The 12,335-nt window shown below is 59.9% G+C and carries 13 protein-coding genes; 1 reads left to right on the top strand and 12 read right to left on the bottom strand.

Annotation, left to right across the window (positions count from 1 at the left end; genetic code table 11):
* Positions 1-18: 18 nt before the first annotated feature.
* Positions 19-282: an HPr family phosphocarrier protein gene (locus tag ACTNDJ_RS03755; protein ID WP_022094575.1), complete on the bottom strand. Its 264-nt coding sequence runs from the start codon at positions 280-282 to the stop codon at positions 19-21.
* Positions 283-811: 529 nt separating this feature from the next.
* The gene (locus ACTNDJ_RS03750; protein ID WP_441083355.1) at positions 812-2,821 is read right to left on the bottom strand and encodes a fructose-specific PTS transporter subunit EIIC; all 2,010 of its coding nucleotides are present in this window, start codon (positions 2,819-2,821) and stop codon (positions 812-814) included.
* A 271-nt stretch (positions 2,822-3,092) separates the two neighbouring features.
* On the opposite strand from ACTNDJ_RS03750, the gene ACTNDJ_RS03745 reads away from it, so the two are divergent.
* Complete coding sequence (locus ACTNDJ_RS03745; RefSeq protein ID WP_427795869.1) at positions 3,093-3,950, top strand: MurR/RpiR family transcriptional regulator; 858 nt, start codon at positions 3,093-3,095, stop codon at positions 3,948-3,950.
* 220 nt (positions 3,951-4,170) lie between these two features.
* On the opposite strand, the gene ACTNDJ_RS03740 is transcribed toward ACTNDJ_RS03745, so the two are convergent.
* The 10 genes from ACTNDJ_RS03740 to ACTNDJ_RS03695 all read right to left on the bottom strand — a co-directional run bounded on the left by ACTNDJ_RS03740 (position 4,171) and on the right by ACTNDJ_RS03695 (position 12,327).
* Positions 4,171-5,799 (bottom strand): DNA repair protein RecN, encoded by a 1,629-nt coding sequence (locus tag ACTNDJ_RS03740; protein ID WP_441083354.1) that lies wholly within the window; start codon positions 5,797-5,799, stop codon positions 4,171-4,173.
* Positions 5,789-6,649 carry an NAD(+)/NADH kinase gene (locus ACTNDJ_RS03735; RefSeq protein ID WP_441083353.1) on the bottom strand — a complete coding sequence of 287 codons (861 nt, stop codon included), beginning with the start codon at positions 6,647-6,649 and terminating at the stop codon, positions 5,789-5,791. Before ACTNDJ_RS03735 ends, ACTNDJ_RS03740 begins: the two co-directional genes overlap by 11 nt.
* The gene (locus tag ACTNDJ_RS03730) at positions 6,646-7,449 is read right to left on the bottom strand and encodes a TlyA family RNA methyltransferase (protein WP_441083363.1); all 804 of its coding nucleotides are present in this window, start codon (positions 7,447-7,449) and stop codon (positions 6,646-6,648) included. The genes ACTNDJ_RS03735 and ACTNDJ_RS03730 overlap by 4 nt, the downstream gene beginning before the upstream one ends.
* 8 nt (positions 7,450-7,457) lie before the next feature.
* A complete protein-coding gene (locus tag ACTNDJ_RS03725) occupies positions 7,458-7,724 on the bottom strand; it encodes an exodeoxyribonuclease VII small subunit (RefSeq protein ID WP_154515533.1) in 267 nt (88 codons plus the stop codon).
* A 2-nt stretch (positions 7,725-7,726) separates the two neighbouring features.
* The gene (gene nusB, locus ACTNDJ_RS03720) at positions 7,727-8,311 is read right to left on the bottom strand and encodes a transcription antitermination factor NusB (RefSeq protein WP_441083352.1); all 585 of its coding nucleotides are present in this window, start codon (positions 8,309-8,311) and stop codon (positions 7,727-7,729) included.
* Positions 8,312-8,314: 3 nt separating this feature from the next.
* Positions 8,315-8,677, bottom strand: coding sequence for an Asp23/Gls24 family envelope stress response protein (locus ACTNDJ_RS03715; RefSeq protein WP_154515527.1), 363 nt, complete (start codon positions 8,675-8,677; stop codon positions 8,315-8,317).
* Positions 8,678-8,701: 24 nt separating this feature from the next.
* On the bottom strand, positions 8,702-9,265 hold the full coding sequence (gene efp, locus ACTNDJ_RS03710) for an elongation factor P (protein ID WP_154515524.1): 564 nt from the start codon (positions 9,263-9,265) through the stop codon (positions 8,702-8,704).
* A 159-nt stretch (positions 9,266-9,424) separates the two neighbouring features.
* The gene (locus ACTNDJ_RS03705; RefSeq protein WP_441083351.1) at positions 9,425-10,555 is read right to left on the bottom strand and encodes a M24 family metallopeptidase; all 1,131 of its coding nucleotides are present in this window, start codon (positions 10,553-10,555) and stop codon (positions 9,425-9,427) included.
* A 132-nt stretch (positions 10,556-10,687) separates the two neighbouring features.
* The gene (locus tag ACTNDJ_RS03700) at positions 10,688-11,797 is read right to left on the bottom strand and encodes a hypothetical protein (RefSeq protein WP_441083350.1); all 1,110 of its coding nucleotides are present in this window, start codon (positions 11,795-11,797) and stop codon (positions 10,688-10,690) included.
* A complete protein-coding gene (locus tag ACTNDJ_RS03695) occupies positions 11,794-12,327 on the bottom strand; it encodes a shikimate kinase (RefSeq protein ID WP_154515515.1) in 534 nt (177 codons plus the stop codon). Before ACTNDJ_RS03695 ends, ACTNDJ_RS03700 begins: the two co-directional genes overlap by 4 nt.
* Positions 12,328-12,335 lie beyond the last annotated feature (8 nt).

The raw sequence follows: 12,335 nt of genomic DNA, 5'->3' as shown, positions 1-12,335 counted from the left end.
ATGCGACCCGTTTGAGTTCTACTCGCCAAGACCGCTCTTGATGAGCTCGATGGCAGCAGCCAGAGCCTCGGCCTCGTCAGCGCCGTCGCACTTGACCTCGACCTCGGTACCGCAGGGGATGCCGGCAGCCATGAGGGCCATCGGGGACTTGCCGTTGACCTCCTTCTCGGGGGTGACGACCGTCACGTCGCAGGCGTACTTGCCCATGGTGGAGGCGAAGAGGCCAGCCGGACGCATGTGAAGACCCTGAGGATTAACGAGGGTAGCCTTCTCAGAAACCATAATTGACTCCTTTTTTGTGTTTAACCCCTATCAGCAATGCGACAGGAGCCATATTCACGACGTGGATTATATTAACTCACATCAAACGGTTTTTCATTATGTTTCGCACGAATTGTTGGACAGATGTTTTTGTCGTCCGCTTGCTCGCCCACAGGGGGCCGGGCGCGGCCAGTGAGATTTCCTGCTCTACAGTCCTGCTCGCACGAAGAGCACATTAAGTGCTCTTCGGCTCGTGCGGAACTCGCGATAAATCTCACTGGCCGCGCCCGGCCCCCTGTGGGCGAGCAAGCTGCGGAAACTCAGTCGGTCCAGAGCAATATCGTGCGAAAGAAATTTTGGCTGAGTTTTTGTTCGCCTGGTTGATCTGGTTGATGGGGCTATCTATGCCCTCTTGTGAACTGAGGAATATGCCGAACTGTCGGCAGGAAGGAAATGTCCCTCAGTACCGGTTTACTTGAAAAAAGGCGGGGACCCCTGATGGAGTCTCCGCCTTATATACAGGGGGCGATGTTATTCGCAAGCTGCGGGATTAGACCAGACGGGCGTTGATTGTCTTAGCGATCTCGGCAGCGTCGGTAGAACCCTTAACGGTGGCACGGAAGCCCTCGTCCATGAGCGCCTCGGCGACCTTGGACAGGATCTTGAGGTGCGTGGTGCCGGCCTGGGCACCGGGGATGAGCAGGGCAATAGCCACGTTGACAGGAGCGCCGTCCATGGTGTCCCAACCGGTCACGCCAGAGTCGTCCTTGACGACGATGACGGCGGCCTCGGTAATGGCATCAGACTTGGCATGCGGAATAGCGAAGCCCTCCATCATGCCCGTGGTGCCCTCGGCCTCGCGGGCCAGGAAGGCGTTCATTACGGCGTCGGCGTCGTCAGCGATACCGGCCTTGACAGCCTGGTTGGAGACAAAGCTCAGGGCCTCGTCACGAGAAGCAAAATCCTCGGCGACAAAAACGTTCTCGACCTTCACGAAGTCGGAAGCCTCAGCCTTGGGGGCCTCGACGGCAGCGGCCTTGGGAGCCTCGACCGGCTCAGCGGCAGCGGCGGGAGCGGCCTTCTGTTTCTTCTCGAAGTCATACTTCTTGAAAGCAACGAACAGGATGCCACCGACCACGGCGCCGATGAGGATCGCGAGGACCCACAGCGGACCGTTCTCGACAACGGGCAGGACCAGGAAACCACCGTGAGGCGCCGGATCGTGGACGTTGAACATAATGGTCAGGATCGAGGCGATGGAGGAACCGAGCATCATGATGGGCATGACGGGCCAGATGTTCTTGGTCATGAACGGAATGGCGCCCTCGGTGATGTGGGTGCAACCAAGGATGAGGTTGACGATACCGGCGTCATGATCCTCCTGGCTGAAGTACTTCTTGCCGACGATGACGGCGAAGGTGGTGATCAGCGGCGGAACGATGCAGGCGGCGGAGACGGCAGCCATGAAGTTGGTGCCGAAGTTATAGGTGTCGGTGCCGACACCGGCAGCCAGGGCCTCGGTGAGCATAGCGGTACCGGTGACGTAAGCAGCCTTGTTGACCGGGCCGCCCATATCAAAGGCGCACATGCAGCCAATGGCAAGACCCAGGACAACAGCGCCAGAGGCAGACAGACCCTTGAGGAAGTCCATCATGGCGGTGTTAATGGCAGCCATGGGGCCGGAGATGCCGAGCATGACCAGACCGACGATGGCGGTCGAGAACAGCGGGTACAGGAAGATAGCCTTGAGGCCGTCCAAGTTCTTGGGCAGCTTGGCAAAAACCTTCTCGAGCAGCAGGATGACATAGCCAGAGAGGAAACCGCCGACGATGCCGCCCAGGAAGCCAAAGCCCACGCCGGCACCGCCGGCATCGATCATGCCGGTCTCGGCATTAACGGGCAGGCCCTGGATGGCGATCATACCGGCGACGAAGCCGGGAACGAGCGCCGGGCGCTTGCCGATGGACTCGGCGATATAGGCGGAAAGCACGGGAACCATGAGGTTCATGGCGATGCCGCCGATGATCTTGAGCATAGCGGCAAAGCTGTTGTAGTCGGCAGCCGTCGAATCGAAGGACGTGATGCCCCACAGGAACGAAACGGCGGTCAGAACACCACCGGCAACGACGAAGACCAGCATGTGGCTGACGCCGTTCATGAGGTGCTTATAGATGATGTGACCGATGGACTCCTTCTCCTCGACCTCATCCTCGACATCGGCAGCAGCCGCAACCGTGTCGTCGCCCTTGGCGGCGAGAGCGCGGTCGATCAGCTTACCGGCAGCCTCGACGGACAGGGCCTTGGAAACACCGACGGAAACCATGGGCTTACCGGCGAAACGCTCCGCCTGGACATCCTTATCGGCTGCGACGACGACGGCCTTAGCACCGGCGATCTCACCCTTCGTGAGTTCGTTCTCGACACCGACCTGGCCATGGGTCTCGACCTTAATGGTCAGACCGCGCTCGGCAGCTGCCTTCTCCAGCGCCTCCTTCGCCATGAAGGTGTGCGCGATGCCGGTCGGGCAACCGGTGGCGGCGATGATGTCAAACTTAGCCATGTGTCCCTCCTTCTTGAGTACTGCGCCCGCGGGCGCTCCCCTACACGCGCTACGGTGCGCGTTTTTCCACTCCTGAAAGATACCAAGCCACCGCTTATATGAGAAGCAATCCAGCCTATTTCTCCGGTGAAAGGTTCTTTCACAACCGTAAACGGTCGATGAAAGTTTACCATCAACTTTTGAAACAGCAAGGTGTATCTTGTAATTGATTTCCCCGTATACTAGAGCGGCACACAACAAGACAGCTTTTAATGCCAACCAGGAGTCATCCATGTCCGATAGCAGCAAGAGCGCACTCTCCCTTATTAGCACGCACAAGGGATACAGCGAGTCCGAGCAGCGCATTGTCGACTATATCCTAGAGCACCAGTCCGAGGCACCGCTCCTAACAGCCGCGCAACTCTCGCGCGCCGCCGCAACCTCCGAGGCCACCGTCTCGCGCTTCTGCCGCAAGCTGGGCTTTGGAAGCTTTCGCAGCTTTCAGTTTTCGCTGGCGCGCGATCTGGAGAGCCAGCGCAGTGAAGGCCTCACAGACGAGGTCTCGCTCGATAATATGGAGCAGAGCCTCAAAAACATCCTCGCCGCAAAGGTCAGTGAACTCAATGCGACCATCGATGGCATTGATCACGATACACTGGCAGCCGTCGTGCACGCGTTTAAGAACGCAGGGGCTATCGAGTTTGCAGCCGTAGGTAATACCAACGCCGTTGCGCTTGACGCGACGTTTAAGTTTTCGCAACTGGGCCTTCGCTGTATGTCAAGCACCATCAGCGAGACATCAATCGGCTTTGCGCTCACGTTGCGCCCCGGCGACGTTATCGTGCTGATCTCGAACTCTGGCAAGTCGCGTCGACTGAATCGCATGGCAAAAGCGGCTCGAGGCTGTGGTGCCACCGTAGTCGTCATCAGCAGCGACAGCAAGTCTCCGCTTGCTCGCCTAGCCGACTACACCTTTAATACCGTGAACCACGAGGCGCTGCTCACCACGGGCGACTTTGCGTTCTCCAAGATCAGCGCCACGATGATCATCGAGGTTATCTACAACTTCCTGCTGCCCGAAATCGAGGACGCCCGAGAGCACATCAGCTACTACGAGGAGCTTATCCAGCCGGATAAGGTCGTGGAATAGAAATTTTGGCGAGCCGACAAACGCCACTCGCCACGAAACCGGCCCATCTACTACGTTTTATCAGTATGGCCCAACCACATACCGAAAATAGAAAAACCGCAGGCGTTCTACCTGCGGTTTTCTTTTTGCAATTCAAGGCGTGGTTGCCGATAGCCTATTAAACGTAGTAGATGGTCCGGTTTCGTGGCGGCCGGGTCGAACATACATGTAACGGCTCGGCCTAAGCACGCGCTTCCTCGAGCATCTGCTTAGCGTGCGCCAAGCTTGCCTCCGATTGATCGCCGCTCAGCATGCGGGCGATCTCTGCGGTACGGGCGTCCCCGGCCACCTCATCCAGATGGGTTTGGGGAACGTCGCCGGGCTCTTTGCTCACCACGTAATGTTTGTCGGCCATGACGGCGACCTGCGCCAAGTGCGTTACGACAATCACCTGATGCGTTGCGGCAAGATCTGCCAGAACGCTCGCAAGGGCGCGTGCAGTAGAGCCGCCAACACCGGCATCGACCTCGTCGAACACCAACGTATCCACGCCGTCCGCGTTACCCAAAACAACCTTGCTCGCCAACATGACACGGCTCAGCTCGCCGCCAGACGCAATGCGGCGCAGGGGGCGCGGCGTCAATCCGGCACCGCTACGATACAAAAGCTCGTAGCTCGAAGGGCCCGCCGGCGTCCACTCGGCGCGCGGAAGATCGCGCGAGTCCCAAACGAGCTCGGCGCCGCCCATCTCCAGGCGCGCCATCTGACGGCCAACCTCGTGACAAAAGCGCGGGGCTGCCGTATTGCGTGCACGCTTAAGTGCCTTGGCGGCGGCGAACAGTTCGCGCTCTGCCGCGCCAAGCGCTTCGCGCGCCTTCTTGATCTGCTCATCACCATCGTCTACCAGCGACAACAGCTCTCGCGAGCTATCGCGCATGGCAAACACGTCGTCCATGGTGGGACCCCACTGACGCAAAAGTCCCTTAAGGTCGGAATACCGCTCGCGCATACGAGCCAGCTCGCGCGGGTCGAAGGCGACCCCATCTCGATAGGCACGCAGCTCGTTGGCACAATCCTCGAGCGAGATGCAGGCATCAGAAAGCGCATCGGCGATATCACCCAACTTGCGATCGACAGTAGCCATGCGCGAAAGCTCCGCGACGGCACTGTTCACGGTATCGAGTGCTCCCCCTTCGGCAGCAAGCGACGCATGGGCATCGTTGGCCGTTGCCACCAACACCTCGGCATGCTCGGAGCGTGGCAGCAGCTCCTCGAGCTCCTCATACTCACCCGGCTTGGGGTCGACCTCGGCGATGCGCTCGAGGGCAAAGCGCGCTTCCTCGACACGACTCCCCTGCGCACGCGAGGCCTCTTCGACGCGACGGACCTCTTTGGCAGCCGCGCGAGATGCCTTAAGGCAAGCACGATAGCGATCGAGCGCCTCGAGCGCCGGGCGCCCCGCCCATGCATCGACCATGGCAACATGATGCGCAGGGTCGAGCAGGCGCTGGTGCTCGTGCTGGCCGCAAAGATCCATCATCACGCCGACGCGCTCGGAAAGCTCACGCACGCTGGCGATGCGGCCGTCAATTTTTACGCGGCTGCGACCCTCGGCAGAAAGGCTGCGCTGAACGGTGAAGCCCTCCGTGTCGTGCGGGCCGTCAAACAGGCGCGCCTCGACGTTGGCAAGCGTCTCGCCCTCGCGCACCGTCGACGAATCCGCGCGCTCGCCCAGAATGAGCTTAAGCGCCGAGAGCAACGCAGTCTTACCGGCGCCGGTTTCTCCGGTCAGAACCGTTAAGCCCGCGCTCGGAACCAACGTCGCCTCGCGAATGAGGGCAATGTTGGAAACCTGCAGCTCATCGATCATGACGCACTCCGTAGAACACGCGGCTCACCGAGTTATAGAAGCTCTCGGGGCCGTAATCCAGCAGCAGAACATCGCCGGGACCGCGACGCACAGCCACGCTCTCGACCGTGCCATCGCAGGCAATAAACTGTCCATCGATGGCGATCGCAGGCACGCTCGGGCGGTCATCGGACATAAAAATCTCGACGACATCGCTTGGCGAGGTCAAAAAGGCGCGAGCCTGAATGGTATGTGGGGCGATGGGCACGCAAACCATGCCCGTGTAATCGGGACTGACGATGGGGCCGCCGGCGGAAAGCGCGTAGCCGGTGGAACCGGTCGCTGTCGAAACGACGACGCCGTCACCGCGCAGGCGGTCGATATGATGGCCAGACACCGTGATGTCGAACTCAACCATATCGGACAGGGGCCCGCGCGTAAGCGCCATATCGTTAAGGGCAAACGTGCGCACGACATCCTTCGTGCCATCTTCGCGCACCGAAACGATATCCGCGGCGAGGGTGGCGCGGCGACTCACATGGAGCTCACCGGAAAGGGCATCGCTCACGACCTGCAAAATATCGCGATCCTCGGGGCTCGCAGCCGTCAAAAAACCCAAATGACCATAGGAAAGGCCCAGAATGGGGATCTCGCGGTAGTTGAGAATGCGGGCGGCACGCAACAGCGTGCCGTCGCCGCCGAGCGTAATGACCAGGTCGGCATCGTCAACATCGGGCGCACGCTGGATCTTGGAACGCTGATCGGCAGCCCATGCGACCTCGTAGCCCTGGCGCGAAAGCCAAAGCTCGAGCATCAAGCCGCTCTCGACCGCCTCTTGCTTGTAGTAATTGGGAACCAGAAAGACCTTCATAGCGTTGCAGCTTTCTCGCTCAAAGCCGTTACCTGTGATTGCAGCTCATCGTCGGCACGCTCGCCAGAGGCAAACCTCGTGCCGTACAGGAAAAATTCGACGTTGCCCTTGGCGCCATGGATGGGCGACACGCACACGTCGAGCGGAAACAGGCCCTTGGCGGCAAAGAGCTCAATCGCCGCCACAAGCGTATCGCGGCGGACGGAGGGATCGGTCACGATACCACCCTCGCCCACCAGCGCAGCCGGCGCCTCAAACTGCGGCTTTACGAGCGTGCAGAACGAACCCGAAGGCTTCAGGCACGCCAACACGGCGTCGATGATATTCGCGATACTCGTAAACGACACATCGCAGACAGCCAAGTCGATAGCGCCGCCGTAGCCAAGCTCGGGCAGTTGTGTCACGTTGGTGCGCTCATGGAGCCTCACCCGCTCGTCTTGGCGCAGCGACCAATCAAACTGAGCGCGACCCACATCGACCGAAACGACCGTTGCGGCGCCACGCTTGAGCAGGCAATCGGTAAAGCCGCCCGTGGAGCAGCCCACATCGAGGCAAGCAAGTCCCATGGGATCGATCCCAAACGCATCGAGCGCGCCCTCGAGCTTGAGCCCGCCGCGCCCCACGTAGGGAATACGGCCCTTCACGTGCAGGGGCAGACCGGGCGCCACCTTAAGGCCCGGCGAGGTCAAACGCTCGCCGCCACTCGAGACCAAGCCGGCCATAAGAGTGCGAAGGGCATCCGCGCGGTCGGCGCAGATGCCCTGTGAAATCAGTTCGTCATCGAGACGCACGCGTTTCATGAATGCCATCAACCATTCGTATCCGGAGACGCGGCCTGGCTATCCTGGGATTCGTTTGCCGCATCCTCATCGTATTCCTGCTCGAGCTTATCGGCCTCACGAGGCGTCAACTCAAACTTGTCGACCATATCGACCGCACGGGAGCCAAGTTCGATCGCCTCGTCAAACAAATCGAGCGAACGCTCCAAGGACGTATCCTTGGAGCGAACGGTAGCGATGATCTGGTCCAAGCGGTCCGAGATCTCGTCGAAGTTGCGGACGGAACCCTCTGGCATGGCTACTCCTCGACGGTACCGTTCTCGGCCTCGGCGACATCGGCACCCTCGTCGAGAACGTCGGCCGCAGCCTGAGCGGCGGCAACCTTGGCGGCAGCCTCGGCGGCCTGGGCCTCCTCGCGGGCGCGGTCCTCGGCCAGCAGCTCCTGATACAGGTCCTCGCCCGGCAGCTCCTCGCTACGCGCGATCTTGCCCAGCACGCCATTGACAAACGACGCGGACTGGTCGGTGCCATAGGCCTTGGCAAGCTCTACAGCCTCGTTGATCACGATGGCGTCCGAGACCTCCTCGTCGGTGAGGAAGCGCATCTCATAGACGGCGATACGCAGCAGATTGCGATCGGCGCCGGGCATGCGCATAAGATCCCAGTTCTTGGCGATGGAGCGCAGGGCGCAGTCGATGCGGTCGATATACTCGTAGGCACCGCGGCACAGCTCCAGAGCGTAGGGGTCGAGGGGACCCTTCGAGATCAGGAAATCGCCCTCGAGGACGCGCTCGAGCGGGCTGTCCGTCGCCTCGGCCTGGAACAGTAGCTGCAGCGCTTGACTGCGGGCAAGCGTACGCCCGCGATAAACCTTAAGGCTCAAAGGTTACTCCTTGGGGAAAACGAGGCCGTCGATGCAAACGTCAACGCGCTCGACCTCGACGCCTACCTGGGCATCGATAGCTGCGACCACGGCGGAGCGAACGGCCTCGGCGAGTTTCTTGAACGGATAGCCAAAGAACACCACGACGCGCACGGTGAGTGCGAGCTTGTCGCCGATGACCTCGGCCTCTACCGGCGGCTCGGAAGCCGGGGCCTTGGACGAAAGCATCATGGAGACAAGGTTGGTGGCAAGGTCCTTGACGCCCACGGAGGCGATGCCCTCGACATCCGTGACGGCGCGCGAGACGATGGCGGTCAGAACATCGGGCGAAATACCGATGCCGTCAATCTTGATTTCCTGGGGCATGAGTCCTCCTAGAAGAGTTGGTTGCTAGACGCGGGAGACGAACTTGCCGTCGCGGGTGTCAACCTTGATGACCTCGCCCTCGTTGAGGTACATCGGGACCTGGATGACAGCACCGGTGTCGATGGTGGCCGGCTTGGTGGAACCCTGAACGGTGTCGCCCTTAAAGCCCGGGTCGGTCTGGACGATGGTGGTCTCGATGAACATCGGCGGGGTCACGCCCATGAGCTCGTCGTCGGCGAAGAGCAACTGGCAGGTGTCGTTCTCGCGCAGCCACTTGGAGTTCTCGCCCACCATGTCCTCGGGAACGGGAACCTGCTCGTAGGACTCGTTGTCCATGAAGATGTAGTCGGCGCCGTCGTTGTAGAGGTACTGGAACTCACGGGTGGTGAGCATGACGCTCTCGAACTTGGTACCGGCGTTGCAGGTGTTCTCGACGACACGACCGCTCTTGATATCGCGGGTCTTGTAGCGCACAAAAGCACCGCCCTTGCCCGGCTTGACGTGCTGGAACTCGACGATGGTGTAGACCTTGTCCTTAATGCGGAGACCGAGGCCGTTCTTGAAGTCGGCGGTAGAAATGGTAGGCATAGCGACCTTTCTTGTTATGGGTAGAACGCACAAGCGTCCAAATTACATACGAGCGAAATTATACACTTGCAGGCGGCGCCTGCGGCGAGCGCATAAAAAGAGAACGCGGGGCGCCCGAATCATTTCGGACGCCCCGCTTCCAAAATCGAACTGAATGGCTTAGCAGTCGATGACGTGCAAGTCGTGCGGGGTCTTGGTGAAGGGCTCATAGCCGTTCTCGGTGACAACACCGTAATCCTCCAAGCGCACGCCGCCCACGCCGGGCAGGTAGACGCCGGGCTCCATGGTGACAACCGAGCCGACCTCGATGATGTTCTTGCTGCGGTTGAAGTTGGGCAGCTCGTGGATGTCGATACCGACACCATGGCCCAGGCCATGGTTGTAGTAATCGCCATAACCGGCATCGCCGATGATCTTCTTGGAAAGCTTGAAGATATCGTTACCCTCGACGCCCGGATGGATAGCGGCGACGCACTCCTCGTGGGTGCGGCGCACGAGCTCGTACAGGTCGAGCTGTTCCTGCGTGGGCTCGCCCATCACGACGGTACGCGTCATATCGGAGCGATAGTCGCAGTAGCCCGCGCCATAATCCATGAGGACGAAATCGCCCTTCTCGATGACACGGTCGCTTGGGACGGCATGCGGGTTGGCGGTGTTGGGACCGCTCGCGACGATGGAGCCAAAGGCCAAGCTGTCGGCACCGTTGGCGAACATAAAGTTCTCGAGCTCGTTGCGGACCTGCTTCTCGGTCATACCGGGCTTAATAAAGCCGAGCATGTGCTGGAAGGCGGCATCGGTGATCGACTGCGCGTGTCGCATGAGCTCGATCTCCTCGGCATCCTTGATGGCGCGCATCTTACGAATGTCGTCATGCATCAGCGGCAGCATGCAGGCGACGGAGCGATCCTCAAGACCACGCTGAATACCCTGGTAAAAGTTAATCTGCATGTCATCCTCGACGGCGCAGACGCGACACTTGTTGGCCGCGATCTTGCCGGCAACCCAACCGGGGATGGTGCCCTCGTCCATGTCGTAGACCCAGGGGCTGCCGGCGGGCGTGTTCTCCTCAAAGCTGTTGAGATAGCGCGAGTCGGTATGGAACAGGCACTGATCGGCCGTAATAAATGCGGCGTGCGGAAACTCGAAGGTGTAATCGAAGACGCCCTTCACACCCGTGAGCCAACGGAGGTTGGCCTCGTCGCGCACGACGATAGCATCGTAGCCGCGCTCGACCATCAGGGAACGGACACGCTCGATACGACCGGCAGGACCGGCAGCAAACTCAGACATTCAGATTCCTTTCTTATTGTTCTCAAAAAGAGCAGGACGGGCTTCAAACGAATAGCCGAACCACAAGCGATTCGCAACCGATTGAAAACCCGTCCCTCAAAATGATACGAAAGACGATGGATGTCAATAAAGTTAAAAAAGTTCCTTGCGAGAAGCCAGATACGCCTGCGCATGGCGTTCGAGAATCTCGTCCTCGACATTTGTCAGGCGAATGGCGCCGAGCGCCGCGGGCAGCGGCAGCATGCTGCGGTTTGAGCGGGCAAACTGCTGCTTGCGGAACTCCTCGATAAACGCGGTGGGCTCCAAGTCGAAGGCAAGCTCTTCGATGCCAAAGTCCTCCAGGCAATCGTCGAGATCAAACACATTGTCGATATCGAAGTCACAGGCATCATGTGCTAGGCGCGCCTCAAAGCGCATACCCTCGGAAAGGAGCTGGTATGCGGGAACGTTAGCCGCGGCCTCGCCCAGGCAGGCGCGAAGGGTGCGCTCCCCTGTCTTACCAAAATCGAGTGCATGGCGAGCACTGGGGTTCGTGGCCATGAGCACATCTTTGCGCGCGGTCTGGGACCACTGCACAGCATTGACGAGCGCGACCTCCTCGCCGGAAAGAATCTCGGGAACAGTCTCGGTAAACTGATTCCAGCGGGACTTGCTGCTCGAAAGCATGGTTCCAACAAGCACCACATAGCCGAGCTTGAGATCCTCGGGGTCCGCCCCGCGAACAAGGTCGAGATCACACACGACCAAGCCCGATTCGGGACGGAACGCGATAGCGGGAAGCGCATTCGACGACGAGGCGACGAGCGGCTTCATGGTCGTCGCGACCGTGAGCATGGCGTCGAACGTTGTCGGCAGCAAGGCGCACTCGGTGCGACCGCACCACTGATTAGCACACCAGCTAACAACCGAGCAGGTTGCGGCATCGCCAACGGCGACAACAAGATCGTCGCAGGTAATGCCGTTGGCAGATAGGGCGCCAAAGATGGCATCGGCATCGGCCAGCGTGGCACCAGCAGGCGAAACCTCGAGTGGGAGCTGCGACACGACAAAACCGGCATCAACCAGCGCATGCTCGACGACCTCGCCAAAAGGCTCTGACGTGGCGTCGTTCCAAACCACCAACGCGCGCTTAGGCTTGCCCACAGCCGAGGCAAACATGCGCGACAGCTCCTCGAACGCGCCCAATCCGACGCGGACATCGACACTGCGGTTTTGAAAATTGATCAGTTGACGGCGAATCATAGCAGCCCACGCTCCAAAAGCATCTCGGCACAAAGGTAGGAAACGTCCTCGAAGGACTTGTTGCGAATATCAAGGGTAATATCGGCGGCTTGGCGATATAGCGGACGGCGATGCTCAAACAGGCGCGCGGCATGCTCGGGCGAACGGAAATCGGGACGCGTGTCGGACCGACGAATCTGGCGAATCGAATCCTCAAAGTCACCTTCGAGATACACACAGATACCCATCTGGTGCATAAGCTCAATATTCACCGGAGTCTCGACGATACCTCCGCCGCAGGAAACCAGCAGGCTGCGCTCGCTTTGGAGCGAACGGAGCGCCGAGGTCTCGAGCTCACGAAAACGTTCCTCCCCCTCGGTCTCAAAAATCTCGGTCACCGATTTACCGCAACGACGCACGACAAGGCGGTCGGTATCGATAAAGCGACGTTTGAACATAGTGCCCACGTTGCGCGCAAGCGTCGATTTGCCCGCGCCCAAAAAGCCGATAAAGAAGATATGGTCGCAGCCGTGTTTGGTGTGCTGGGACATAGCGAGAC

It is taken from the genome of Collinsella sp. HCP3S3_D1 (genome assembly GCF_052064015.1).
Lineage (GTDB): Bacteria > Actinomycetota > Coriobacteriia > Coriobacteriales > Coriobacteriaceae > Collinsella.
The sequence above is the reverse complement of the archived record's forward strand: the minus strand, read 5'-3'. Positions and strand labels throughout refer to the sequence as shown.